This is a genomic window from Frankia sp. CoBUL1 (genome assembly GCF_978021245.1).
Genome location: NZ_CDXDOS010000001.1, coordinates 55,063 through 80,202 on the forward strand (window position 1 = coordinate 55,063; position 25,140 = coordinate 80,202).

Consider the following 25,140-nt stretch of genomic DNA (forward strand, 5'->3'; position numbering starts at 1 on the left):
CGGCCGGTGCGGGAGACGTCCTATTGTGGCCGGCGCCTCCGGACAGCGGGGTCGGCCCCTCGTGCCCGGGGGCCCCGGGCCCCTCGCGCCCGTCAGATCGCCCGCTGCCCATCTCCGTCATCCTGGTGAGAATAGCCAGGTTGTCGGCGGGATTCAGCTCGGTCAGGTGTCCATGGTCGGTGGCCGGACCGACTGCATGTCCGTACTCCCGATACTCTCCCGGTACTCCGGCCTTCCGTGCCCCCCCGGTGAACCGCTCCGATCGCCTGGTAACCTCAAAGACTGCTGCGCGTGACACGTCCCGTCTGCGCGCTCCACATTCTTGACGAGATCCGCGAGAGGCCCCCTGGGAGTCTCCTGGCGGGATCGTCCGAACGAGAAGGCAGACCTGTGCGCACGTACCAGCCCAAGCCCGCGGATGTCCAGCGTGTGTGGCACGTCATCGATGCCACCGACGTGGTGCTCGGTCGGCTGGCGACCCAGGCCGCCACGCTCCTGCGTGGAAAGCACAAGCCATACTTCGCTCCGCATATCGACACCGGCGACTTCGTTGTCGTGATCAACGCCGGTAAGGTCGCCCTGAGCGGGAACAAGCGGGAGCAGGCCCAGTACCACCGGCACTCCGGCTTCCCGGGCGGTTTGCGCAGCACCTCCTACGGGGAGCTGCTCGACACCCGTCCGCAGATCATCGTCGAGAAGGCGATCAAGGGCATGCTGCCGAAGAACAAGCTCGGCCGAGCCCAGGGGACCAAGCTGAAGGTCTATGCGGGTCCGACTCACCCGCATCAGGCGCAGCAGCCCACCCCGTTCGAGATCATCCAGGTCGCGCAGTAGCCGCGGACCTCCTGAGCCGGTCGCCGGGCGGAGTCTTCCCGCCCGGCGGTATCGGCCCCGGGAACCACGCATCAACCGAGGAAGGAACGCGACGTGGCTGTCGTGACCGACGTACAGGGCAATCCCCGCGCCACCGGGCGGCGCAAGGAGGCGGTCGTCCGGGTGCGTCTGCTCCCGGGGACCGGGCAGTGGACGCTCAACGGGCGCACGCTTGAGCAGTATTTCCCGAACAAGGTGCACCAGCAGCTCGTCAACGAGCCGCTCAAGGCACTGGATCGGATGGAGTCGTACGACATCGTCGCCCGGCTGCACGGCGGCGGCGTCTCCGGGCAGGCCGGTGCGCTGCGGCTCGCCCTCGCCCGCGCGTTGACGCTGGCGGAGGAGGAGTCCCGGCCTACCCTGAAGAAGGCCGGCTTCCTGACCCGTGACGCTCGGGTCAAGGAGCGTAAGAAGTACGGGCTCAAGAAGGCCCGCAAGGCTCCGCAGTACAGCAAGCGCTGACCTTGGATCCCCTTCGCGGGCGTGCCCCCGGAGGCGTGCTCCCGGAGGGGATCGGTGCCACCGGTGCCCCCTCGGTCTCCGCCACGATCTTCGACGAGGGAGACCTCAATGGTGAGGCTCTTTGGCACCGACGGCGTCCGAGGTGTCGCCAACATCGATCTGACCGCGGAGCAGGCGTTGTCGCTGGCTTCCGCGGCGGTCGAGGTCCTCGCTGGGCCGAACCGGACCAGCGGGCCCTCCGGCGGCGGTAAGCCGGTAGTGGTCGTCGGCCGGGACACGCGGCCCTCCGGGGAGTTCCTGGAGGCTGTGGTGGTCGCCGGGCTCGCGGCCTCCGGTGCCGACGTGGCCCGGATCGGGGTGGCACCCACGCCCGCGGTGGCTCACGCCGTTGCGGCCAGCGGCGCGATGTTCGGCGTCATGCTCTCCGCCAGCCATAACCCGATGCCGGACAACGGCATCAAGCTGTTCGCCGCCGGCGGCCTCAAACTGCCCGACGAGGTCGAGGATGCCATCGAGCGGCGGATGGCCCTACCTCCCAGCCGCCGTCCCGTCGGCGCCGACGTCGGTCGGGTCCGCGACGAACCGGTTCTCCTCGACCGGTATGCGGCGCATCTGCTGGCCACGCTGCCGGTGCCGCTCGACGGCCTGCGGGTCGTCGTCGACTGTGCCCAGGGCGCCGCCTCCACCTTGGCCCCTCGGGTGCTGCGGGCGGCCGGAGCCGACGTCGTCGCGCTGCACGCCGACGGCGACGGGACAGCGATCAACGACGGCAGCGGTGCCACCCATCTCGACAGCCTGCGTGCCGCGGTCGTGGCGCACGGCGCCGACGTCGGCATCGCCCATGACGGCGACGCGGACCGTTGCCTCGCCGTGGACGCGACCGGTGAGGTCGTCGACGGCGACCAGATCCTGGCGATGTGTGCTCTGGCGCTGGCCGAGCGGGGTGAGCTGGTTGACGACACGGTGGTGGTCACCGTGATGTCGAATCTGGGCTTTCACCACGCGATGCGGGAGGCCGGTATCACCGTCGTCACTACACCCGTCGGGGATCGGTACGTGCTGGAGACGATGCGTGCCGGAGGCTACGTGCTCGGCGGTGAGCAGAGCGGGCACGTGGTGTTCCTGGACCACGCGACGACCGGCGATGGGTTGTTGACGGCGTTGCGGATCCTGGGCCGGGTCGCCGAGACCGGACAACCGCTCGGCGAGCTCACCAAGGCGATGACCCGGCTGCCCCAGGTGTTGGTGAACGTGCGTGGCGTCGACCGGACGCAGGTGGACACCAATGAGGAACTGCTGCGGGCCGTCGCCCTGGCCAAGGCGGAACTCGGTGACGAGGGTCGGGTGCTGCTGCGGCCGTCCGGCACCGAACCCCTCGTGCGGGTGATGGTCGAGGCGGGCACCGACGCCGCCGCACGGGCGGTCGCACAGCGACTCGCCGCCGTCGTGCGCACCGCGTTGCCGCCGGCGCGCTGACTGGTCCCGTCGCTGACCGGTCCCGCCGCGGCCACAAGCGGACACCTTGCCCCGAGCGTCCCCCGGTACGCTCTCACCTCCGGGAACCTGCGTACGCTGAGCCGCATGTGCGGGATCATCGGTTACGTCGGCGACCAGGCGGCCCTGGATGTCGCGTTGAACGGTCTGCGGCGGTTGGAGTACCGCGGTTACGACTCGTCGGGTGTCGCCGTGGTCGGCGCCGGGGCACTGCGGACGGCGCGTCGTGCCGGCAAGCTGTCCAACCTCGAGAAGCTGTTCGCCGAGAATCCGGATTCCAGGCCGATGCCCGGCACCACCGGCATGGGGCATACCCGGTGGGCCACGCATGGTGGACCGACCGACGCGAATGCCCATCCGCACACCGACTGCACCGGCGCCATCGCCGTCATCCACAACGGGATCATCGAGAACTTCGCCGCGTTGCGGGTCGAGCTGGAGACGGTCGGCCACGAGCTCGCCAGTGAGACCGACACGGAGGTCGTCGCCCATCTCCTCGAAGTCGAGCTTGCTGGCACCGGTGCTGGTGCTGGTGCCGGTGCCGACCGCGGGTACGACGGGGGCGCGCATCCGCTGACCGCCGCGCTGCGACGGGTCTGCCGGCGGCTGGAAGGCGCGTTCACCCTGGTCGTGCTGCATCGCGACTTCCCGGAGGTGGTTGTCGGGGCCCGGCGCAACAGCCCGCTGGTCGTGGGGCTCGGTCAGGGGGAGACCTTCCTCGCCAGCGACGTCTCGGCCTTCATCGCCCACACCCGGGAGGCGCTGGAGATCGGGCAGGATCAGGTGGTCGAGGCCCGCCGGGACGGCGTGACGGTGACCGACTTCGGCGGCCAGATCATCGAGGGTCGGCGGTACCACGTCGACTGGGATGCCAGCGCCGCCGAGAAGGGCGGCTACCCGTACTTCATGCTCAAGGAGATCAGCGAGCAGCCGACCGCCCTGGCAGACACGCTGCGCGGTCGGCTTTCCGCCGACGGTGCGATCGTGCTCGACGAGGAGCGGCTGTCTGGCCAGGATTTCCGGGACGTGGACAAGGTCTTCATCGTCGCCTGCGGCACCGCCTACCACGCCGGCCTCATCGCGAAGTACGCGATCGAGCACTGGACCAGGCTGCCCTGCGAGGTCGAGATGGCCTCGGAGTTTCGCTACCGCGACCCGGTGCTCGACCGGTCCACCCTCGTCATCGCGATCAGCCAGAGCGGCGAGACGCTGGACACGCTGATGGCGGTCAAACACGCGCGCGAGCAGAAGGCGCGGGTGCTGGCCATCTGCAACACCAACGGTTCTACGATCCCTCGGGAGTCCGATGCGGTGCTGTACACCCGCTGCGGCCCGGAGGTGGGGGTCGCGTCCACCAAGACCTTCCTCGGGCAGGTCGCCGCGTGCCTTCTCGTCGGCCTGTTCTTGGCTCAGGTGCGCGGCGTGCTCTACGGCGACGAGGTCGCCGCGTACGTCGAGCGGCTCCAGCGCATGCCCGAGCTGATCGAACGGACGCTGGGAACGGTCGAGCCGGTGCGGGAGCTTGCCCGCGCCCTGGCCGACGCGAAGGCGGTGCTATTCCTCGGTCGTCATGTGGGGTACCCGGTGGCCCTGGAAGGGGCCCTCAAGCTCAAGGAACTCGCCTACATGCACGCCGAGGGGTTCCCGGCGGGGGAGCTCAAGCACGGGCCGATCGCGCTCATCGAGCCCGGCCTGCCGGTGTTCGTCGTTGTGCCGTCCCCGCGGGGTCGTGCCAACCTGCACGGAAAGATCGTTTCCAACATCCAGGAGGTCCGGGGGCGTGGCGCCCGCACGATCGTGATCGCGGAAGAGAGCGACACCGCCGTCGAACCGTTCGCCGATCATCTCATCCGCGTACCCGCGACCGCGTCGCTGTTCGCGCCCCTGGTCACGACGCTACCGCTGCAGGTCTTCGCGTGCGAGCTGGCGCTTGCGCGCGGCCTCGATGTCGATCAGCCGCGTAACCTGGCGAAGTCGGTCACAGTCGAGTAAGCCCTTCCCCACACGGCGCCTTCGGCGCAGTGTGGGGCCCCTGGCGTCGGGCTGCGGGGGCTCGGGCCTGCGGGTCAGGGGCCTGCCGGTCAGGTGGACGGCGTCGCTCCGTGCTGACGGCCGTGCCAGGCGACCGTCGCCTCCCACAGCGCATCGGCGACGGCGTCGTTGTCGTCGGCGGCGTCGAGCAGGGTCTCGACGAGTTCGGCGCGAGGGGCGCGGCTGAGGAAGACGCGCATCGCGGCGTGGACCGGGTCGTCGGTGAAGAGGGTCTCCTCGCCGAGGATCGTGCCGTCCTCCCCCTCATCGTCCTCCTCGGCGAGCCCCGCCGAGCCGGTGGCCACGAGGGCGACCGCGACCGCGTGCCGGCAGAACGAGCCGGTGGATCCCTCGGTGCAGGTACAGCCTGTCCGCGGCCCGTCGTCGGCAGCCTCCAGACGGACCTCGTACGAACCGTCGTCGTCCACCGTGCCGGATGCGTTGGTGGGGCGGATACGGAGTTGTTCGACTCGACCGAGAAGGGCCAGATTCACCCCTTCCATGAAGACGGCGGTGCCGGCGTGCTGTGCGCAGGCGCGTTCCTCGAAGGCTGCCTCGAGCGGGGTGACGGCGTCTCCGCCGTGCCCGTTCTCCCCGGACCCCGAAATGATCACTGCTCAATCCTACGGAATTCGCGCGGTTCGGGGATGCCCAGGCGAGCAGGTCTTGTCGTCGATTGCATCGCGATATATCGTGATCCTACGTGATGGGGTGTGGGCGGATGGCTTCGGTCACGCCGATCCGAAGGAGATGATCATGGTTTCACAGATGATGCCGGGTCCATGGGGCCACTGGGGATGCGAGGCCGGGTTCGGCCCGTCCCGGCTGCGGGACTTCTTCGAGGCGATGAGCGCTTGGGGGCGGTGTGGTGGCCGGTCGGAGGCGGTGGCCGGCGAGCAGGACCACCCCGAGAGCGGTCGGGCCGGTCGCGTCGGCCATGGCGGCCACGGTGGGCATCGTGAGCACGGTGGGCATCGTGAGCACGGTGGGCACGCGGGAGGCGGGCCGAGAGGCCGCCGGGGCGGACCGGGCTGGCCGTTCGGCGGCTTTCCCGGCCCGGGGTTCGGTCCGGGCTTCGGTGGCCCCGGCTTCGGCGGTCCCGGCAGCTTCGGCGGCCGTGGGCCGAAGGTGGGGCGGGGCGACGTCCGGGAGGCGCTGCTCGCGCTGCTGGCCGAGGAGCCCATGCACGGCTACCAGATGATCCGCGAGCTTGCGGAGCGCAGCGGTGGCATCTGGCGGCCGAGCCCGGGGTCGGTCTACCCGGTCCTGTCACTGCTGGCCGACGAGGGTCTCGTGCGCGCGGAGGAGGCGGAGGGCAAGCGGGTCTTCCATCTCACCGACGCCGGGCGGGCGCACGTCGAGGCACGCGCAGGGGAGCGCAAGCCGTGGGAGACTGCTGCGGCGGCGGTCGATGACGATCTCACCAGTTTGCGAACGCTGGCGTTCGCCGTCGGTGCGGCCATCGTCCAGGTGGCCCAGGCCGGAGACGAAGCGCAGATCGCCGCGGCGCGGTCCCTGCTCGCCGAGACCCGCCGTGGTCTCTACCGGATCCTCGCCGGGGACGATGTCGAGCCCCCGATGAGACCGGAGGGTGCCGCCACGGGCACCGGCGCGGACAAGGGCCGCACCGCTCCCGATGGCGACAGCAAGGACGACGGCAACGGCGGATCGGCCCCAGGGCGGGCTGCGCCCCGCTGATCGACGAAGCGTTGATCAGCGGGGCGCGGGCGCCCTCGGCGAGGTGGGCGTGAACCGGCTGGCGGGGACCTCACCGGCCGCCCCGGTGCCGACGGCGGCGCAACACCGCGTTTGTGGGAACCTTTCCGGGTGGCGGTGGTGGGCGTCGGAGTGGACGTGGTGGATGTCGACCGGTTCGCCGCGACGCTGGCGCGCACGCCGAGCATCGCGATGAGGCTGTTCACCGCGACCGAACGCGGCCTCGCCCGGCCTGAGCGGTTGGCTGCCCGGTTTGCGGCGAAGGAGGCGGTCGCCAAGGTTCTCGGCGCACCCCCCGGTCTCGAGTGGCACGACACCGAGGTTGTTCTCGGTACCGGGGGGCGACCGTCGTTACGGATCATCGGCACGGTGGCCGCCGCGGCGGCCCGGCTCGGCATCGCGTCCTGGCACCTCTCGCTCACCCACGACGGCGGCGTGGCCGTGGCGATGGTCGTCGCCGAGACCTGAGCACGGTCGGGTCCGGTGGGTCCGTGCCGGCCTGTCGGGCGCCTGCGGATCGGAGCGGGGCAGCATGTCGGCATGCGCAATGCCCATACGGTCGAACAGGTTCGAGGTGCCGAGGCGCCGCTGCTCGCCTCGCTGCCCCCCGGCGCTCTGATGCAGCGGGCGGTGCACGGGCTCGTCGCGCACGCCGCACGACGCCTGGGGCGGGTCTACGGTGCCCGCGTCGTCGTGCTCGCCGGCGGTGGCGACAACGGTGGTGACGCCCTCTGGGCCGGAGCGCGGCTGGCCGCCCGAGGGGCGCGGATTGATGCGCTGGCACCCGGCCGCACCCACCCGGAAGGCACCGCAGCCCTGCTCGCGGCCGGTGGCCGACTGCACCATCCGGGTCCGGTGGTGGGCGCGGGCGGTCCGGCGGGTGCGGGGCAGCCGATCGACGATGAGCGGCTGCGTATCCTGTTCGCCGCCGCCGATCTGGTGCTGGACGGGTTGCTCGGCATCGGGGGCCGGGGCGGGCTGCGCGAGCCGTACGCCCGGCTCGCCGTTCTGGCACCCCCCGAACGGACGGTGGCGGTCGACGTCCCCAGCGGGGTGGACGCGGACACCGGGGCCGTCGCGGGGCCGGCGGTCCGGGCGAGCAGTACCGTCACCTTCGGTACCCGCAAACGCGGCCTGTGGCTCATGCCCGGTGCCGCCTACACCGGTCCCGTCGAGCTGGTCGACATCGGACTGGACCTGCCTGAACCCGACCTGTGCGCTCTCGCCGACGCCGACGTCGCCGCGGCATTGCCCGTTCCCAGCCCGACGGCGTCCAAGTACAGTCGCGGGGTCCTCGGCCTCGTCGCCGGCAGCGACGCCTATCCGGGCGCCGCGGTGCTCGCGGTCGGCGGCGCGCTGCGTGGTGGCGCCGGGTACCTGCGGGTAGTGACCGCGGGGCACGCCGAGAAGGTCGCGGGCGAGGCCGTCGGCGCGGTCGTGAGCAGGGCCGGCGATTTCGTGCGGATGGCGCATCCCGAGGCCGTCGTGACCGTCATCGAGGCCGGTGACGCCGACACGATGCTGGCCGCCGGCCGGGTCCAGGCCTGGGCGATCGGCCCAGGCCTGGCGCCGGGACCCGCGGTCCGTACCCTGCTGACGGCGTTGCTGGCGACGGACCTTCCGGTCCTGGTCGACGCGGGGGGCCTCGACCCGCTTGCCGAGATCATCGCGGCGCGGCCCGCCGTCGCCGAGCGGGCGGCGCCGGTGCTGATCACACCGCATGAGGGCGAGTTCCAGCGGTTCGTCTCGGTCGCCCTTGGCCGGGACGCGCAGGCCACCGCAGCCGAACTCGCCGACGATCGGCTCGCCGTTCTCCGGCGGGCCGCGGCGGCGACGGGAGCGGTGATCCTGCTCAAGGGCGCCCGCACGCTCGTCGTGCGGCCGGATGGATCGGCGCTGGTCAACACGACCGGATCGGCATGGCTGGGGACCGCCGGGACCGGTGACGTGCTGACCGGCCTGATTGGCTCGCTGCTCGCCGCCGGGCTCGCCCCCGCGACGGCCGGGGCGGTCGGCGCCTATCTGCACGGCCGGGCCGCCGAGCGGGCCCCGGTGCCGCTGGCAGCGAATGATCTGCCCGCCCTCCTGCCCCAGGTCATCGGCGACCTGCTCGACCGGCGACGGATGCCACGCGGAGTAGCGTGACGGCGTGACCGAACAGCGAGCCGATCCTCCTGCCGGGAATGATCTTCGTTCCTGTGCCGTCATCGATCTCGACGCGGTCCGCACGTCGGTGGCCGCCCTCGTCGCCCGGGCAGGCGACGCCGCCACTATGGCGGTCGTCAAGGCTGACGGCTACGGCCACGGCATGATCCCGTGCGCACGGGCGGCTCTGGAGGGCGGGGCCACCTGGCTCGGCACGGCGTTCCTCGAGGAGGCGCTCGCCCTGCGCGCGGCCGGGTTCACCGTCCCGGTGCTGTCCTGGCTCGCGGCGCCCGGTGAATCGTTCGCCGCCGCCATCGCCGCGGATGTCGACCTGTCCGCGTCCGCGGGCTGGGCGCTCGAGGAGGCCGCCGCCGCGGCCCGGCGGACCGGCCGTACCGCCCGGGTGCACCTCAAGGCGGACACGGGCCTCGGCCGGGCGGGAGCCACGGAGGCCGACTGGCCGGCGCTGTGCGACGCCGCGGCGGCGCTCGAGGCCGAGGGCGTGATCGAGGTGATCGGTGTGTGGAGCCACTTCGCGTTCGCCGATGCCCCCGGGCATCCCACGGTGCAGGGTCAGATCGGGCGTTTCCGGGATGCGATCGACATCGCCACGAAGGCGGGGCTGCACCCGTCCGTGCGGCATCTGGCGAACTCGGCGGCTACCCTGGTCAGCCCGGATGCGTATTTTGACCTGGTCCGACCGGGAGTGTCCGTTTACGGACTGTCCCCGGGTCCGGAGGTCGGGCCGCCGGCGGCCTTCGGCCTGCGCCCCGCGATGACGCTGACGACGCACGCCGCGTTGACCAAGCGGGTACCGGCGGGAACCGGCGTCTCCTACGCGCACCGGTACACGACAACACGCGAGACGACGCTCGCCGTGGTGCCGCTGGGCTACGCCGACGGCATCCCCAGGTCCGCGACGAACACCGCGGAGGTGCTGTTCGGCGGGCGGCGCCGACGCATCGCCGGCACGGTCTGCATGGATCAGTTCGTCCTCGACGTGGGTGACGACCAGGTGGCGGCCGGCGACGAGGTGTTGCTCTTCGGCCCCGGTGACCGCGGCGAACCGACCGCGGACCACTGGGCTGCGGCGCTGGGCACCATCAACTACGAGATCGTCAGCCGGGTCGGGGCTCGGGTCCCCCGCCGCTACGTCTGACGGCCCGCCGGGCGGCGCCGGACGAGTCGAAGATGCGGGATGCGGGCTCAGCCGCACCCGCCGGGGCCGCAGGCACCGCCGGAACCGTGACCGCCGGTGGGCGACACGTGGCCGCCGAGCGAGCCGCGCTCCATCCGCCGGCGCACGGGACGGGAGACGGCGGCCTCGCGCTCGGCCTCCTCGAGGCGGGAGCGGGTGGTCAGTGTCAGCATCACCGGCCCGGCCGGCACCGGAGCCGGAGCCGCGGCGCCGGGGCCCTCGGCCGGCTCGGTGTCGTCCGGCACCCCCAGTGCGGCGGCGCGCTCCGGGCCCGTCAGACGACGGCCGGCGCTCGCCGGGATGTCCTTGCTCCTGTGCCACCTCAGCCGCACGATCTCCGCCTCCGGTCCACACCCGCTGATCGATCTGATCCCACTGGATCCGCCCGCTCCCGGCTTCTCGACCCAGCCGATCCAGCCGATCCAGCCGGGGCGGCACTTCCACGGTAGTCGGCCCGCTCCCACCCGGTCCGGTGGACGTCGGTGCTGTGGCCTGCGCCCGGCTTGTCGTCTTCACGACGTTTGTCGTCTTCGCGACGCCCGGTGCCGTCGCGACGCGTCGCACCGGCGTGGATCCGGTGCCGTGGGGCGGGGCTCATCCCCTAGACTCGGCCCGGAGTCGTGACTGGCGCATCGAGGTGGAACTGACCACCGGGGAGCGATCGAGCGGAACGGTGCCGCGCGCCTGGGCACCCCCGGCCGGATCAGACCTGCCGGAGGTCAAGGTGCATCAACCACCGATTCCCCACCTCGCCGTCGCCGATCCCGAACTCGCTGGTCTCGTCGAGGCCGAAGCCACGCGCCAGTTCTCGTCGGTCAGGCTGATCGCGTCGGAGAACTACGTCTCTACCGCGGTGCTGGAGGCGTCCGGCTCCGTGCTGACCAACAAGTACTCCGAGGGCTACGTCGGTCGGCGTTACTACGAGGGCCAGCAGGTCATCGATCCGATCGAGACGCTTGCGGTCGACCGTGCCAAGGCGCTGTTCGGGGTCGAGCACGCCAACGTCCAGCCGTACTCGGGTTCCCCGGCGAACCTCGCCGTCTATCTGGCCTTCGCCGAGCCGGGGGACACCGTGATGGGCCTGTCGCTGCCGATGGGCGGCCATCTGACCCACGGCTGGAGTGTCTCCGCGACCGGCACGTGGTTCCGCAGTGTCCGGTACGGCGTGCGCGCCGACACCGGCCGCATCGACCTGGACGAGGTGCGCGACCTCGCCCTGGCCGAGCGTCCCAGGATTATTTTCTGCGGCGGTACGGCGATCCCTCGGACGATCGACTTCCCGGGGTTCGCCGCGATCGCGCGGGAGGTCGGGGCGGTGCTCGTCGCGGACATCGCGCACATCGCCGGGCTGATCGCGGGTGGGGCACACCCCTCGCCGGTGGGGCACGCCCCGGTGATCTCCACCACCACGCACAAGACGTTGCGCGGCCCGCGCGGGGCGATGCTCCTCTCCGACGCCGAGCATGCCACCGCGATCGACAAGGCGGTGTTCCCGGGCCTGCAGGGCGGGCCGCACAACCACACCACCGCGGCGATCGCCGTCGCACTGCGCGAGGCGGCGGCACCCGCGTTCCGCGACTACGCGCACGCGGTCGTGGCGAACGCCCGCGCGCTGGCCGAGGCCCTGGTGGAGCGGGGCTTCGATCTGGTCACCGGCGGTACCGACAACCATCTGATCCTGATCGACCTGACCGGCAGGGACATCGGTGGCAAGCCCGCGGCCCGGGCGCTCGACCAGGCCGGGATCGAGCTGAACTACAACGCGGTGCCCTTCGACCAGCGCAGGCCCTTCGACCCGTCCGGTATCCGGCTGGGAACCGCCGCCATCACCACCCGTGGTCTGGGGGTCGGTCACATGCCGGTGCTCGCCGGCTGGATCGACGATGTCGTCAAGGCCGCCGTGGTCGGCGACACCGCGACCATTACCCGGGTCCGGGAGCAGGTCACCGAGCTGACCGCAGCCTTCCCGATGCCGGGCTTCGCCTGAGCACGGGATCCGCGCACAGGCCCGGTGAGCTTCCCCGGCCGCGCATCCGACGTCCCCAGGTCCCGGCCGACGCCCCCCACGTCCCGGCCGGGGGGCCCGTCGGCCGGCGTGGCCGGGTGCATCATCGGTGCAGAAGAGGCACCGAGGAGAGGTGGCGCCGATGGCGAAGACCGTGGGTGCGATCGCGGGTTCCCGCACGGCTCGGGCCACGGGATCGCTCGGGGTGGTTGGTGCCGCCGCCGCCGTTGCGGCGGGCCTGGTCGCCGAGCGGCGGATGATCCGCCGTCGGCGTGAGACGGCTGATCTCGCGTCCGACGCGCGGATGGGGCCGATCGGGGGCTGGGTCACCACCGTGATCGCGGGGGACGGTGTTCCGCTGTATATCGAGGAGACCGGCCCGTCGGACGCCCCGGTGACGCTGGTGTTCGTCCACGGGTTCTGCGTCACGGCCGATTCCTGGATCCTGCAGCAGCCGGCGCTGACGGACCTCGGCCGGATGGTCTTCTACGATCAGCGGGCGCATGGGCGTTCCGGGCCGTCCGAGGCCAAGAACTGCACCATCGACGCACTCGCCGACGACCTCTTCCGGGTGATCACCGAGCGGGTCCCCCGGGGGCCGATTATCCTGGTGGGCCATTCGATGGGCGGCATGACGGTGCTGGGCCTGGCCGACACCCACCCGGAACTGTTCGATGACCGCATCGTCGGGGTGGCCCTGCTTGCCACCAGCGCCGGTGAGCTGGCCCGGCTGACCTTCGGGCTGCCGGCGTCGGTGACCGGGGTGGTCCGCCGCGTTCTGCCGGGTTTCGCGGTCGGTATGCGGCACGCGCCGAGCCTGCTCGAACGTGCCTGGCGGCGGGGCAGCGACCTGTCGTGGGAGCTGACGCGGCGCATCGGGTTCGGATCGACGGAACTGCCGCCGTCGGTGGTCTCCTTCCTGGAGACCATGGTCGCGGACACCCCGATCCCGGTCATTGCGGCGTTCCTGCCCACCCTGCTCGACCACGATCGGCTCGCGGCGGCCGAGCGACTGGCGGAGATCCCGACCGTGCTCATCGTCGGGGACGCTGACCTGATGACCCCGCTCGCCCACAGCCGTACCCTGGCGGAGGCGTTGCCCCGGGCGGAGCTCATCGTCGAGGAGGGCGCCGGGCACGCCATCATGTTGGAACGCCCGGACGTGGTGAACGCCGCCATCCGGGAGATTGCACGGCAGGCGACGGCGCCACGTGCCATGCCGCGCCCGCGGTCGGGGTCGGCACAGACAGGTCGGTCGGCACAGACAGGTCGGTCGGCACAGACAGGTCGGTCGGGACGGACCGGTCGGTCGGCACGGTCCGAGGCATTCTCCGTCTCCCCACGCGGGCCCCGGAGCGAGGCGACGACGGAAGGCGTATGAACACGGTCGAGGTGTCCACGGCGGAGCGCATGCGGGAGTTCGGGGCCTGGTTGGCTACCCTGCTGCGACCCGGGGACCTGCTCGTGCTCTCCGGCCCGCTCGGCGCGGGCAAGACGGTTCTGGCCCAGGGGATCGCGGCCGGGCTGGGCGTGCGGGAAACGGTCACCTCGCCGACGTTCGTGCTTGCCCGGATCTACCCGGACGGGCGGATTCCCCTCGTGCACGTGGACGCCTACCGGCTCGGTGGAGTCGCCGAGATCGACGATCTCGACCTCGACGCCGACGTCGACACCTCGGTCACCGTGGTCGAGTGGGGTGCCGGTCTCGCGGAACGTCTCACGCCGGATCATTTGGAGATCGTGATCTCCCGGCCACGTGCCGACGAGGTCGGGGAGACTCGGATAGTCCGCCTCGTCCCGTCCGGGGCCAGCTGGATCGAACGGCTGCGCGCACGTGCGCCGGTGAGTTGAGACTCCCCGCATCGACCAGCCGCGCGCGGCGTGACATCGGTGGCCCCATGGTGGTGGGGTGGGTGCCCGCCGTGGTCGGCGAGGCGATCCGTAGTCTGGACGAGTGCTGGTGATGGCTCTTGACACATCCACGGCAGCGTGCTTGGTTGCGCTCGCCGAGCTGACGTCGTCCGACCCCGCGCGGCCGGTGAGTGGGACGGGTGGTGAGCGCGCCGCGCCCGGGGTGCACGTGTGGCCGCGAGCGGTCATGGTCACCGTCGACGCCCGTCGCCACGGGGAGCTGCTGGCGCCGTCGATGCGCGCGGTGCTCGCTGAGGGGGGTGCCCGCCCTACCGATCTCGACGCCGTGGTCGTGGGCGCCGGTCCCGGGCCGTTCACCAGTTTGCGGGTCGGGATGGTGACCGTCGCCGCCTTCGCCGACGCACTAGGCGTGCCGGTGCACGGGGTGTGCTCGCTGGATGCCATCGGTGCCGCCACCGGCGGCTCCGTCGCCGTCGTGACGGATGCCCGTCGGCGCGAGGTCTTCTGGGCCTGTTACCGCGACGGGGTGCGGGTCGGCGATCCGGCCGTTGGCCGTCCGGCCGACGTCGTCCGGTTCCTGCGCGGTCTCGGTGTCGACCGCGTCGTCGGCCCGGGAACGGTGCTCTACCCGGAGATCTTCGCCGAACTCGCCGGTACCACGGCCGATGCCACCGCCGGGGAGGTGCCCGCGCCCGGCGCAGGTCAGCCGGACGACGGCTATCCCCGGCCAGAGCTGCTCGTCGGTCTCGCCGGGGCCGACGTGCTGGCCGGGCGTGCTCCCCAGCCCCTCGTCCCGCTCTACCTGCGGCGGCCGGACGCGACCGAACCGCACACACCGAAGCCGGTCACGGTTTGACGCAGCCGCGACCACACCCCGCCGGTCCGGATGGGCCGGATCTGCTCCTGGTTCCGATGCGCTGGTGGCACGTGGCGATGGTCGCGGAGCTGGAGCAGACGGTATTCGACATCGATCCGTGGACGGCCGAGCTGTTCTGGTCCGAACTCGCGCAGGGCGAGCAGCGGCGGTACCTGACGGCGCTGTGGCGTCCACAGGGCGTCCCGACGCACGACACGTCCGCGATCGTCGGTTATGCGGGGCTGGCGCTCGCCGAGGACGGCGCCTACATCCAGACGATCGGCGTCGTGCCCCGGATGCGCGGGCGGGGGGTGGGCGCCCGTCTGATGATCGCCCTGCTGCGCGACGCCCGGCGGGCGGGTGCCCGCAACTGTGGGCTGGAGGTCCGCACCGACAACCAGGCGGCCCGTGCCCTCTACAGCCGGCTTGGCTTTGTCGACATTGGGCTGCGCCGCGGTTACTACCAGCCTTCCGGTGGAGATGCCTACGTGATGCGGGTCCGGAAGATCGACACCGTTGGTTACGCGGAGCTGCTCGACCGCGCCGAGGCGACGTTGCTCATCACCTCTCGGGTCGAGCCCTGACACCCGCCTGACCCCACCGCCACCAGGCGGTACAGCCCGGCCAGCCGTCCTCTCCTCGTATCCCGCCGGCGTCCCGGCCTGTCTACGGACGGCCGGGCGCGCGACGGGTGGGGCGGACGGCTCAGACGGAGGCGCGTAGCCGAGCCGCGGCCGCCGCCTCCGCCTTGGAGTGCTGGAACAGGTCGATGAACTCGGCCAGCGCCGGATTCACCGGGGCGAGCGTCATCTCGACGCGGATGAACTCGATGTCCGTGGCGCCGAGTGCCGCCAGGATGTGTGCCACGTAGGGCTGCTGGTGATCCCAGCCTTCCTTGGGTGTGCCTGGCCCGTAGGACCCGCCCTGGGCGGTGACCACCGTCACCTTCTTGCCGGTGAGGGCGCTGTCGTCCGGAGCCTGCCGCACCGTGCGTCCCATGACGATGATCTGGTCGATCCACGCCTTGAACGTCGACGGCACCGCGTAGTTGTACATCGGTACCGACAGCAGGTACTCGTCTGCCGCCTCCACCTCGGCGATCAGCTCCTCTCCTTTCTTGACCGCCTCGGCCTGCTCCGCCGAGAGCTGCTCGGGCGGGGTGAACCTCGCCGACACGGTCGCCCAGTCCAGGTGCGGAGGAGGGGTGACAGACAGATCACGATAGGTGATGATCCCGTCTGGGTGCGCCTCGCGCCAGGCCTCGGCGAAGATGGTGGCGATCGATCGGGACGTCGAGCTCTCGGTGGCGAGGCTCGAGTCGACGTGCAGCAGGTGCGGCATCGGGGGAACCCTCCATCATTATTCGATCATCAATATGATCGATCTTCTTTGACGGGAAGATTGGATTCATGGAACATCTTAACAGTAGATTGTCTACTTAAGCACTTATATCGCGGTAGATTATTCCTCTGTGGGCCTGTACCTTGTGAGGGTGAGCGACGCGGCGGTGGCCGCCGGGCTTCCCCCGGGGCCGGAGAGCCTCCCCGACGGCCCGGGGAAGGACCTCGGCTGGCTATTGGGGCAGGTGCGGTACGGCTATGCGGCCGCTTCGGCCGCCGCCGTCGGCCGGGTGCCCGGCGGGCTGCGTGGGCTGCACGTTCTCGGTGCCGCGGTCGAGGGTGAGGCGCGCAACCAGATCGAGGTGGCCCGTCGGTTCGGCATCGACCGGACGGTGATGGTCCGCCTGGTCGATGATCTGGAGCGGGCCGGCCTGGTTGAGCGGCACCCCGATCCCGCGGACCGGCGGGCCCGGATCATCATCGCGACCGAGCACGGGGTCCAGTTGTACCGGGCCAGCCAGGAGGATCGGCTTCTCGTCGATCAGCACGTGCTCTCCCCGCTGACTCCGGCGGAACGGGTGACCTTCATCGATCTGTTGCGGCGTGTCGCTGCCCACATGCTTGCTGTGGACCCCACGCACGGAGCGGCCGCCTGCGACGCCGCCAGGCGGGAGATCGACGCGCGGGACATTGGGATGGCGTGCGCACCGGACGGGACGTGCCCCGGTCAGTCGGCCCCGTCCGACGGGTAGTCCTGTTCCGCTTGGCGGTCCCTTTCCGATGGGTGGTTCGGCCTCTGGGTGGTCCGGCCCTGGCCGGGTGCCGGACCCGGCCCGGACGCGGCAGTGCCGGACACGGCCCGGACGCGGCAGTGCCGGGCCCGGCCGATCAGTGCGGCGGGTGTACCTGCTCGAACTGCCAGGTATGCGGATCGCCGTTCGCCAGCTCGGCCGGTGGCTTCGGCAGCGGACAGCGGGTGTCCCCGGTGGTCTGTGCGGACATGCCCGCATCGGGCGGCGTCCGCAGCATGATGACGACGAGATCCTCGCCCCGTTGGCTGCTGACGTAGACCTCGCCGTCCCGCCCCGCGAGCGCATCGATCGCCCAGTCCCGCAGGCCGCTCGCCCGGCCGGGCGCCGCCTTGGCCTCCCACATCCAGATCATGTCCTCATGGTGCCCCCATGTCCTCATGGTGCTTCCCATGTCCCAGGGTGCTCATGTGCTCATGGGGCCTCCTGGCGCCGGGCGCCGACCGGCGGGAACGGGCCGTCGCGAAGGAGAGCCGGGCCTTGGCCAAGCCCGCTCGGGACGACCCGAATTCCCGCCGTCTTGACAGATCCGACCGTCTTGGTTGACGTCTGCGGCGCGGGTGCTAAGTTGGCACTCGGCACGTGAGAGTGCCAGCGACAACAGGCGCCTGTTCACCCGCGACGGCAGGCCGCCAGGGTCGCTCTCTCATCCAGCGCAGGAAGGGGGAGGTCGATCGTGACGACCGCCACCAAGGTTGCTATCAAGCCGCTCGAGGACCGCATCGTCGTGCAGCCCTCCGATGCGGAGCAGACCACCGCGTCCGGGATCGTGATTCCGGACACGGCGAAGGAGAAGCCCCAGGAGGGCATCGTTCTCGCGGTCGGCCCGGGTCGGTTCGAGGACGGCAAGCGCGTCCCGCTCGACGTCAAGGTCGGCGACGTGGTGCTTTACAGCAAGTACGGCGGCACCGAGGTCAAGTACTCGGGCGAGGAGTACCTTGTGCTCTCCGCTCGCGACGTCCTCGCGATCATCGAGAAGTAGGTCGCTCGCCGGTAGCACCAAGGGGTGCGTCCCGCTGGCGGCCGCCCGGTTTCCGCCGGGCTCGCCGGCGGGGCGCGCTCCTGCTGTTTTTCACCGGTGTTCGGTGTCGGGAGGACAACCAGGTATGCCGAAGATTCTGACGTTCAACGAGGACGCCCGCCGCGCGCTCGAGCACGGGGTGAACGCCCTGGCCAACGCGGTCAAGGTGACGATCGGCCCGCGTGGTCGCAACGTCGTCATCGACAAGCACTACGGCGCCGCGACGATCACCAATGACGGGGTGACGATCGCGCGCGAGATCGAGCTGGAGGACCCCTACGAGAACCTGGGCGCCCAGCTCGCGAAGGAAGTCGCCACCAAGACCAACGACGTGGCTGGCGACGGCACCACGACGGCGACCGTGCTAGCCCAGGAGATGGTGCGCTTCGGTCTCAAGCAGGTGACCGCGGGGGCCGCCCCACTGACGCTGAAGCTGGGCATCGAGGCCGCCGTCGAGGCCGTCTCCGCGGCACTGCTGAAGCAGGCCATCGAGGTCAACTCGAAGGAGACCATCGCCCAGGTCGCCGCCATCTCCGCTCAGGACCCGCAGGTCGGGGAACTGATCGCCGAGGCGATCGACAAGATCGGCAAGGACGGCGTCATCACGGTCGAGGAGAGCCAGACCCTCGGGCTGGACCTTGAACTGACCGAGGGCATGCAGTTCGACAAGGGCTACATCTCGCCGTACTTCGTCACGGACGCCGAGGCCCAGGAGGCCGTGCTCGAGGACGCCTACGTCCTGCTCTACCCGGGCAAGATCTCGGCGCTGAACGAGATCCTGCCCGTGCTGGAGCAGGTCGTCCAGGAGCGCAAGCCGCTACTGATCATCGCCGAGGAGGTCGAGGGCGAGGCCCTGTCCACCCTGGTGGTGAACTCGATCCGCAAGACCTTCCAGGTCGTCGCGGTCAAGGCTCCCGGGTTCGGGGACCGCCGCAAGGCACTGCTGCAGGACATCGCCGTGCTCACCGGCGGCCAGGTGGTGGCCTCGGAGGTCGGTCTCTCCCTCGACGCGGTGACGTTGGCCGACCTGGGCCGGGCCCGGCGGGTCGTGGTGGACAAGGACAACACCACCATCGTTGACGGGGTTGGCGAGGCCTCCTCGATCGCCGATCGGGTGCGTCAGCTCAAGCAGGAGATCGAGGTCAGCGACTCCGACTGGGACCGCGAGAAGCTGCAGGAGCGGTTGGCCAAGCTCTCCGGTGGGGTCGCGGTCATCCGCGTCGGCGCCGCCACCGAGGTGGAGCTCAAGGAGAAGAAGCACCGCCTCGAAGACGCCGTGTCGGCTACCCGCGCGGCCATCGAGGAGGGCATCATCGCCGGCGGCGGTTCCGCGCTCACCCACGTGGCGTCCGTGCTCGATGACGGGCTCGGTCGCACCGGGGACGAGCTCGCCGGGGTGCGGATCGTGCGCTGCGCGCTCGACGCCCCGCTGTCGTGGATCGCGCGCAACGCTGGCCTGGAGGGCGCGGTCATCGTCTCCAAGGTCAAGGAGCTCGAGCCGGGTCGTGGGTACAACGCGGCCACCGGCGAGTACACCGATCTGATCGCGGCCGGCGTCATCGACCCGGTCAAGGTCACCCGGTCGGCGGTGGCGAACGCCGCCTCGATCGCGGCTCTGCTCATCACCACCGAGGGCCTGGTCGTCGAGAAGCCGGCGGAGCCCGCTCCCCAGGACGGCCACGGCCACGGCCACGGGCACAGCCACCCGCAGGGTCCGGGTTTCTGACCGGATTGGCGTCGTGGGGCCCCGCCGGGTGCGGCCCGGTCCCCGGGCCCCGGTACGTCCGGAGCCCGGTCGGTCCTCGAGGATCGACCGGGCTCCGGCGCGTTGGGCCGTCGGCGCGTTGGGTCGCTGCCGGGTCACTCACCCGTCGTGGGTGATCCAGGAGACCAGGACCGGATATCCCGACCCGTCCGCCTATCGGCACCCGGCGGCCCTCCTTCAGCAGGCCGGTGCGAGTCCGGGGCGGGCCGGGGTACGTCTCGCGGCCCCCCGCCGGGAGCGGCCGGTGAGGATCGCATCCCGTTCGGACTCGCTCAGCCCGCCCCATACGCCATAGGGCTCCCGGGCGGTCAGCGCGTACTCACCGCAGTCGCGGATGACCGGGCAGCGGGCGCAGACTGCCTTGGCCGCGGCCTCACGGGCGGCTCTGGCCGGCCCCCGTTCGCCCTCCGGGTGGAAGAAGAGCTCCGTGCTCTCACCACGGCACGCCCCGTGCAGCTGCCATTCCCACTTTTCCGCGCCGGGGCCTGGAAGTCGTCGGACGTCGGTCATCGGTCTGAGCCCCCTTTCGACCTGAGCGGCAAGCGCCGCCGCTTCACCGTAGTACTGGGCCACCCTCTGGATGATCTTGAAATTTCACCCGGGTGAGCCTGCGTCACGGGTCGTTCCGCCCGGCCGCTACACGGTCGGGAAGTCCCTGGATGTCCAGGGATCTCAGGCGGATCAGGGTCCGAGTCGGCCGCGGGACTCCCGGCCGGCGCCGTGTTCCGTCATGGCCGACCGACCGCGCCGGATCCGCAGGTCCGGCGGAACTTCTGTTGACGGTCGAACGCCTACCCCGGTGGTCGGCTGGTCACACGGCCTGAGCGGGAATTAGCGTGGCCACCGCCGGCCGCGCTCTGCCGGCGCGCGGCATCCACCCCGGCCGAGGTCATCCCCGGCACGCGGGATCTACCCGGCCGGGTGTCCGGCCAGGCGGCGACGCGGGGCCGCCTCAGCGCGAGTCCGCCTCCGAGGCGGCGGACGCCTCGTAGATCCCGTCGGCGAAGCCGCGGGCGTACTCCCAGCTGACGTAGCACGACGGGTCCGGCGCGAACGCCGGCTCGTGGACTCTCGTCCGCCCCTCGTTGAGAAGGTTGCGCAGGTTGCCGACCAGCAGGTCCCAGTCGAAGAAGTGGGGCTCGGCGCAGCCCTCGCAGTCGACGACAAGGCCGCGGTAGCCGCGCGGCTCGAGCAGCGTGCGGAAGACGTCGAGGTCCCCCAGCTCGGCGAGGACTTCCTCCCGCTCGTGCAAGGACAGCGGTTCGAGCAGGTCGAGGTCGTCAACGGAGTCGAGGCGCGCGAGCTCGACAGCCGGATCCTCGGGGTCGCCCGCGAAGGGGTCGACAGGCTCGTCGCTCACGACGACCACGCTACGCTTGCCCGGACTGCTTAGTGGTCCCGATCCGGAGTCTCGGCACCGATGTGCGGCCCTCTGGACATGGTCCGTCGTGGTCGGTCCGCTGTTCTGCCGGGCGCGCGGGTCCGGATCAGGCAGGTTGGACGGTGCTGTGGTATAGGAAGATGTCATCCATGGCGATGTCGGTCACGCCGGAACCGCCGACAGGTGCCGGTGACCTCTACGATGGAGTCCGTGCCGCCGCTCGGTGCCCGATTCTGGTAGCCCAGTTCTGGTAACCCGGTTCTGGTAGTAGGTAGAATTTTCCGCCGTTGCGCGTGGCCCGTCACTCCAAGACGGCGGGCGGGCTCGTGCCGCGGCGTCGCTCTGGGTCCGCGGCCTCGGTCAACGCGGAATGGAAGGTGCCATGAACGGTCCCCTCGCCACCGATTTCACGTTGCCGGCCGGGGTGGGCACCCACGTCGGCGCGCGTCCCGACCTGCTGGGAGCCGAGGCCGCCGCGGTACCGCCGAAGCTGGCGATGCTCGGGCTGACCTTCGACGACGTGCTGCTGCTTCCGGCTGCCTCCGATCTGGTACCGGCGGAGGCGGACACGACGACCCGCCTGTCGCGGAACATCGGTCTCGCCGTGCCATTGGTGTCGTCGGCCATGGACACGGTGACCGAGGCCCGCATGGCCATCGCGATGGCGCGCCAGGGCGGTGTCGGGGTGTTGCACCGCAACCTCTCGATCGACGAACAGGCGCAGCAGGTCGACATGGTGAAGCGTTCCGAGTCCGGGATGATCACCGCGCCGGTGACCTGCGGGCCCGGCGCCACCCTGGAGGACGCGAACGTCCTCATGGCGCGGTACCGGATCTCGGGTGTCCCGGTGACGGAATCCGACGGCCAGCTGGTCGGCATCGTGACGAACCGGGACATCCGCTTCGAGCGGGACTACTCGCGTCGAGTGCAGGACGTCATGACCCCGATGCCGCTGATCACCGCACCGGTGGGCGTCTCGCCGGAGGACGCGCTCGCCCTGCTCCGCCGCCACAAGGTCGAGAAGCTGCCGATCGTGGACGAGCGTGACCGGTTGCGCGGTCTGATCACCGTCAAGGACTTCACCAAACGGGAGCAGTACCCGCACGCCACCAAGGACACCGACGGCCGGCTGATGGTCGGCGCCGCCGTCGGCGTGGGGGAGGATGCCTACAAGCGCGCCCAGGTCCTCGTCGCAGCCGGGGTCGACTTCCTCGTCGTGGACACCGCGCACGGGCATCATCGAGCCGTGCCCGACGTGGTGCGCCGGATCAAGACCGACATGCCGACCGGGGTGGACGGCCGGCCGCTCGACGTGATCGGTGGCAACGTGGCGACCGGGGCCGGCGCGGCGGCGCTGATCGCGGCCGGGGCGGACGCCATCAAGGTCGGGGTCGGACCCGGCTCGATCTGTACCACCCGGGTGGTGAGTGGCGTCGGCGTCCCCCAGGTCACGGCCATCTACGAGGCATCGCGCATCGCCCGGGAGCACGGTGTGCCGGTGATCGGCGACGGCGGCCTGCAGTACTCGGGTGACATCGCGAAGGCCATCGCCGTCGGCGCCGACACGGTCATGCTGGGCAGCCTGCTGGCCGGTGTCGACGAGAGCCCGGGAGAGTTGATCTTCATCAACGGCAAGCAGTACAAGGCTTACCGGGGTATGGGCTCACTCGGCGCCATGCGTAGCCGCGGCGGCGCGCGGTCGTACTCGAAGGATCGGTACTTCCAGGACGACGTGCTCTCCGATGACAAGCTGGTTCCCGAGGGCGTCGAGGGCCAGGTGCCCTACCGGGGTCCGCTGGCGGCCGTGGCCCATCAGCTGGTCGGCGGTCTGCGGGCGGCGATGGGCTACACCGGCTCGCCCACCATCCGGCGGATGCAGGACGAGGCGCAGCTGATCCGTATTACCTCGGCGGGGCTGATCGAGAGCCACCCCCACGACATCCAGATGACCGTCGAGGCGCCGAACTACAACTCCGCGCGCTGACGCCGTCGCGTCGCGCGACCGACCAGGCCGTCGCCGGGCCGTCCCCAGGCCGGTGACGGCCGTCGTGTCTCGGGCGCGGTCACCTCGGCAGGGTGGGACGAGCCGGTGGCCACCCGATCGGATGGTCACCGGGATGTTCGGTCAGTCGTGGAGCAGATACGTCAGTTTTCCGGTCGGCACGAGCCCGCCGGCCCAATCAGGAGGCGCCAGCAGTGGCAGAGGTCGAGATCGGCATCGGCAAGAGCGCGCGGATCGCGTATGGTCTCGACGCCGTCGGCATCATTCCGTCCCGTCGGACCCGTGACCCGGCGGACGTCTCGCTCGCCTGGGAGATCGACGCCTACCGGTTCGACCTGCCGCTGGTGGCCGCTCCGGCCGACGCGGTGACCTCACCCGCGTCGGTGATCGCGCTCGGCCGGCTCGGTGGTCTCGGTGTTCTGCACATCGAGGGGCTATGGACCCGGTACGAGGAGCCGGAGAACCACATCGCCGAGCTCAGCAAGATCGGGGCCGCCCAGGGCCCGGACGCGGCGACCGAGCGGCTGCGCGCGTTGTACTCCGCGCCGGTCCAGCCGGGGCTGATCGCGCAGCGTCTCACCGAGCTTCGGGACGCGGGGGTGGTCGTGGCCGCGGCGCTGCGTCCGCAGAAGGTCAGGGCCCTGTGCCCGCACGTGCTGGCCGCCGGGATCGATCTGCTCGTCATCCACGGTACGGCGGTCTCGGCGGAGCATCAGTCCCGCCGCAGCGAGCCGCTCAACCTCAAACGGTTCATCGGCCAGCTGGACATCCCGGTGCTGGTCGGCGGGTGCGCGTCGTTCTCCACCGCACTGCACCTCATGCGCACCGGGGCGGCCGGTGTCATCGTGGGCGTCGGGTCCGGCTTCGGTGACCGCACCCGGGACGAGCTCGGGGTCGGCGTGCCGCTCGCCACCGCGATCGCGGATGCGGCCGGTGCGCGCATGCGTTATCTCGACGAGTCGGGCGGCCGCTACGTCCACGTCGTCGTGCATGGTGATCTTCGGACTGGCGGCGACGTCGCGAAGGCGGTGGCCTGCGGCGCGGACGCGGTCATGGTGGACGCGGCGCTCGCGGCTGCACGGGAGGCCCCGGGCCAGGGCGGGGTCTGGCCGATGGACGTGCTGCACTCCGACCTGCCGCGGGGACGCTGGTCGCCGGTGACCCCGACCGGGACGCTCGCGCAGATCGTGACCGGTCCGGGCACGGCGACCAGAACAGGTGTCCTCAACCTGGCCGGCGGTCTGCGTACGGCAATGGCGACGACGGGATACGCAACTTTGAAGGAGTTCCAGAAGGCGGAGATCATGGTGACCGCCGGTCCGTGACCGACGATGCACGTCATGCGTGGTCGTCGGGCGTCCCGCGAGGCGGTAGCCGTCGCGTGAGGTGTCGCTCGCTGATGCGCGAGCTCGACGGATGTGCCCATGGTGTGTCACCACCGGCGGTACCCGGTCGATCCGGCCTCTTACCCGACATGGCACCCTGGAAGCGGTCCGTCTCCGGCATGAAGGACGACAGATGCGCCTCGACGAGCACGGCCGTTGGGTCAGCGACGACGGTGCCTACGTCTGGGACGAGGCTGCCCAGACCTGGCAGCCGTCATCGGCAGCGCCGCCGGCTGGTTCGTCGGCCTCGGCGCGCTTCGGCAACCATCCCGGTGGGCCCGCCTTCGGTGCCGGTCCGGCCGGGAAGCCCGGGTCCGGTCGGGCCGGGTCCGAGGTAGGAACGCAGGGCGGTTCGTTTGGTGGGCCGCCCGGTGCTGCCGGCTCGTCGCCCGGTGCCGGGCCCGGTGCCGGACCCGGTGCCGTGGAAGCGGCTCCGGCACCGCCGAGTTGGGGCGGGGCGCTCACCGATCCACCCCGCACCATGGGCGGGGTGGTGGCCACGCCGTCAGAGCCGGACGCGCGGGGGCTGGCACCCTACGGCCCCGCCGGCCAGCGCGGCCAGTGGGGGGAACCGGCTGCGGACGTCATTGCACCGCACGGGCCGTCGGAGTGGGGCGATCTGACCGGTCCGGCCCGCCGCGCGGGTGCGGCGGATCCCGCCGATCCGGTGGCTGCCTCCGCCGGGCCGGCCGCGGCGCAGACGACCTGGGGCGACGGCGACTCGACCGGCGAGATCCGGCGTGTCGGGGGCCTGGCGGCGACGTACGCCCCGTCCGCCGGCGGTG

Annotated in this window: 24 protein-coding genes, 1 pseudogene and 1 riboswitch; of the genes and pseudogenes, 19 read left to right on the forward strand and 6 right to left on the reverse strand. The window is 71.2% G+C overall.

The window, feature by feature from the left end; all coding sequences use genetic code 11:
* Positions 1-390: 390 nt before the first annotated feature.
* The 4 genes from rplM to glmS all read left to right on the forward strand — a co-directional run bounded on the left by rplM (position 391) and on the right by glmS (position 4,821).
* Positions 391-834: a 50S ribosomal protein L13 gene (gene rplM, locus AC08OX_RS00335; RefSeq protein ID WP_011435067.1), complete on the forward strand. Its 444-nt coding sequence runs from the start codon at positions 391-393 to the stop codon at positions 832-834.
* 93 nt (positions 835-927) lie between these two features.
* Complete coding sequence (rpsI, locus tag AC08OX_RS00340) at positions 928-1,335, forward strand: 30S ribosomal protein S9 (protein WP_011435068.1); 408 nt, start codon at positions 928-930, stop codon at positions 1,333-1,335.
* A 108-nt stretch (positions 1,336-1,443) separates the two neighbouring features.
* Complete coding sequence (gene glmM, locus AC08OX_RS00345; RefSeq protein ID WP_476605956.1) at positions 1,444-2,811, forward strand: phosphoglucosamine mutase; 1,368 nt, start codon at positions 1,444-1,446, stop codon at positions 2,809-2,811.
* A gap of 105 nt (positions 2,812-2,916) precedes the next feature.
* Positions 2,917-4,821 (forward strand): glutamine--fructose-6-phosphate transaminase (isomerizing), encoded by a 1,905-nt coding sequence (gene glmS / locus AC08OX_RS00350; RefSeq protein ID WP_476605957.1) that lies wholly within the window; start codon positions 2,917-2,919, stop codon positions 4,819-4,821.
* A gap of 89 nt (positions 4,822-4,910) precedes the next feature.
* Here the strand turns inward: glmS and AC08OX_RS00355 are convergent, their stop codons facing one another.
* Positions 4,911-5,474, reverse strand: a complete 564-nt coding sequence (locus AC08OX_RS00355; protein ID WP_476605958.1) for an SWIM zinc finger family protein — start codon at positions 5,472-5,474, stop codon at positions 4,911-4,913.
* Positions 5,475-5,616: 142 nt separating this feature from the next.
* On the opposite strand from AC08OX_RS00355, the gene AC08OX_RS00360 reads away from it, so the two are divergent.
* The 4 genes from AC08OX_RS00360 (at position 5,617) to alr (ending at position 9,880) form a co-directional block, all read left to right on the forward strand.
* Positions 5,617-6,558 carry a PadR family transcriptional regulator gene (locus tag AC08OX_RS00360; protein WP_476605959.1) on the forward strand — a complete coding sequence of 314 codons (942 nt, stop codon included), beginning with the start codon at positions 5,617-5,619 and terminating at the stop codon, positions 6,556-6,558.
* 129 nt (positions 6,559-6,687) lie between these two features.
* Entirely contained in the window at positions 6,688-7,044 is a 357-nt protein-coding gene (locus tag AC08OX_RS00365) for a holo-ACP synthase (RefSeq protein ID WP_476605960.1), read from the forward strand.
* A gap of 72 nt (positions 7,045-7,116) precedes the next feature.
* Positions 7,117-8,721 carry an NAD(P)H-hydrate dehydratase gene (locus tag AC08OX_RS00370; protein WP_476605961.1) on the forward strand — a complete coding sequence of 535 codons (1,605 nt, stop codon included), beginning with the start codon at positions 7,117-7,119 and terminating at the stop codon, positions 8,719-8,721.
* A 4-nt stretch (positions 8,722-8,725) separates the two neighbouring features.
* Positions 8,726-9,880 carry an alanine racemase gene (gene alr / locus AC08OX_RS00375; protein ID WP_476605962.1) on the forward strand — a complete coding sequence of 385 codons (1,155 nt, stop codon included), beginning with the start codon at positions 8,726-8,728 and terminating at the stop codon, positions 9,878-9,880.
* A 47-nt stretch (positions 9,881-9,927) separates the two neighbouring features.
* On the opposite strand, the gene AC08OX_RS00380 is transcribed toward alr, so the two are convergent.
* Positions 9,928-10,251 (reverse strand): hypothetical protein, encoded by a 324-nt coding sequence (locus AC08OX_RS00380; RefSeq protein WP_011435076.1) that lies wholly within the window; start codon positions 10,249-10,251, stop codon positions 9,928-9,930.
* 278 nt (positions 10,252-10,529) lie between these two features.
* Positions 10,530-10,616, forward strand: a riboswitch (ZMP/ZTP riboswitch).
* Positions 10,617-10,643: 27 nt separating this feature from the next.
* On the opposite strand from AC08OX_RS00380, the gene AC08OX_RS00385 reads away from it, so the two are divergent.
* The 5 genes from AC08OX_RS00385 (at position 10,644) to rimI (ending at position 15,236) form a co-directional block, all read left to right on the forward strand.
* Positions 10,644-11,906 carry a serine hydroxymethyltransferase gene (locus tag AC08OX_RS00385; protein ID WP_476605981.1) on the forward strand — a complete coding sequence of 421 codons (1,263 nt, stop codon included), beginning with the start codon at positions 10,644-10,646 and terminating at the stop codon, positions 11,904-11,906.
* Between the two features lie 160 nt (positions 11,907-12,066).
* A complete protein-coding gene (locus tag AC08OX_RS00390; RefSeq protein WP_476605963.1) occupies positions 12,067-13,305 on the forward strand; it encodes an alpha/beta fold hydrolase in 1,239 nt (412 codons plus the stop codon).
* Positions 13,302-13,775: a tRNA (adenosine(37)-N6)-threonylcarbamoyltransferase complex ATPase subunit type 1 TsaE gene (tsaE, locus tag AC08OX_RS00395; RefSeq protein WP_476605964.1), complete on the forward strand. Its 474-nt coding sequence runs from the start codon at positions 13,302-13,304 to the stop codon at positions 13,773-13,775. Before AC08OX_RS00390 ends, tsaE begins: the two co-directional genes overlap by 4 nt.
* A 112-nt stretch (positions 13,776-13,887) precedes the next feature.
* Complete coding sequence (gene tsaB, locus AC08OX_RS00400) at positions 13,888-14,652, forward strand: tRNA (adenosine(37)-N6)-threonylcarbamoyltransferase complex dimerization subunit type 1 TsaB (RefSeq protein WP_476605965.1); 765 nt, start codon at positions 13,888-13,890, stop codon at positions 14,650-14,652.
* Between the two features lie 56 nt (positions 14,653-14,708).
* Positions 14,709-15,236 carry a ribosomal protein S18-alanine N-acetyltransferase gene (rimI, locus tag AC08OX_RS00405; RefSeq protein WP_476605966.1) on the forward strand — a complete coding sequence of 176 codons (528 nt, stop codon included), beginning with the start codon at positions 14,709-14,711 and terminating at the stop codon, positions 15,234-15,236.
* A 121-nt stretch (positions 15,237-15,357) separates the two neighbouring features.
* Here rimI and AC08OX_RS00410 read toward each other — a convergent pair whose 3' ends face one another.
* Positions 15,358-15,993 carry an FMN-dependent NADH-azoreductase gene (locus tag AC08OX_RS00410; RefSeq protein WP_476605967.1) on the reverse strand — a complete coding sequence of 212 codons (636 nt, stop codon included), beginning with the start codon at positions 15,991-15,993 and terminating at the stop codon, positions 15,358-15,360.
* A gap of 151 nt (positions 15,994-16,144) precedes the next feature.
* On the opposite strand from AC08OX_RS00410, the gene AC08OX_RS00415 reads away from it, so the two are divergent.
* A complete protein-coding gene (locus AC08OX_RS00415) occupies positions 16,145-16,744 on the forward strand; it encodes a MarR family winged helix-turn-helix transcriptional regulator (protein WP_476605968.1) in 600 nt (199 codons plus the stop codon).
* Positions 16,745-16,880: 136 nt separating this feature from the next.
* Here the strand turns inward: AC08OX_RS00415 and AC08OX_RS00420 are convergent, their stop codons facing one another.
* Positions 16,881-17,183 (reverse strand): hypothetical protein, encoded by a 303-nt coding sequence (locus tag AC08OX_RS00420; RefSeq protein WP_476605969.1) that lies wholly within the window; start codon positions 17,181-17,183, stop codon positions 16,881-16,883.
* 294 nt (positions 17,184-17,477) lie between these two features.
* Here AC08OX_RS00420 and groES point away from each other — a divergent pair, with 294 nt between their 5' ends.
* Both groES and groL read left to right on the forward strand, forming a co-directional pair.
* On the forward strand, positions 17,478-17,783 hold the full coding sequence (groES, locus tag AC08OX_RS00425) for a co-chaperone GroES (protein WP_011435085.1): 306 nt from the start codon (positions 17,478-17,480) through the stop codon (positions 17,781-17,783).
* 124 nt (positions 17,784-17,907) lie between these two features.
* Complete coding sequence (gene groL, locus AC08OX_RS00430) at positions 17,908-19,548, forward strand: chaperonin GroEL (protein WP_476605970.1); 1,641 nt, start codon at positions 17,908-17,910, stop codon at positions 19,546-19,548.
* A 216-nt stretch (positions 19,549-19,764) separates the two neighbouring features.
* On the opposite strand, the gene AC08OX_RS00435 is transcribed toward groL, so the two are convergent.
* A complete protein-coding gene (locus tag AC08OX_RS00435) occupies positions 19,765-20,097 on the reverse strand; it encodes a WhiB family transcriptional regulator (protein WP_011435087.1) in 333 nt (110 codons plus the stop codon).
* Positions 20,098-20,539: 442 nt separating this feature from the next.
* The gene (locus tag AC08OX_RS00440) at positions 20,540-20,956 is read right to left on the reverse strand and encodes a DUF5319 domain-containing protein (RefSeq protein WP_476605971.1); all 417 of its coding nucleotides are present in this window, start codon (positions 20,954-20,956) and stop codon (positions 20,540-20,542) included.
* Between the two features lie 394 nt (positions 20,957-21,350).
* Here AC08OX_RS00440 and guaB point away from each other — a divergent pair, with 394 nt between their 5' ends.
* From guaB to AC08OX_RS00455, 3 genes and pseudogenes are all read left to right on the forward strand, one after another.
* On the forward strand, positions 21,351-22,952 hold the full coding sequence (gene guaB / locus AC08OX_RS00445) for an IMP dehydrogenase (protein WP_476605972.1): 1,602 nt from the start codon (positions 21,351-21,353) through the stop codon (positions 22,950-22,952).
* A 212-nt stretch (positions 22,953-23,164) separates the two neighbouring features.
* A complete protein-coding gene (locus AC08OX_RS00450) occupies positions 23,165-24,295 on the forward strand; it encodes a GuaB3 family IMP dehydrogenase-related protein (protein ID WP_476605973.1) in 1,131 nt (376 codons plus the stop codon).
* 193 nt (positions 24,296-24,488) lie between these two features.
* Positions 24,489-25,140, forward strand: a pseudogene (locus tag AC08OX_RS00455) (hypothetical protein); the annotation flags it as partial.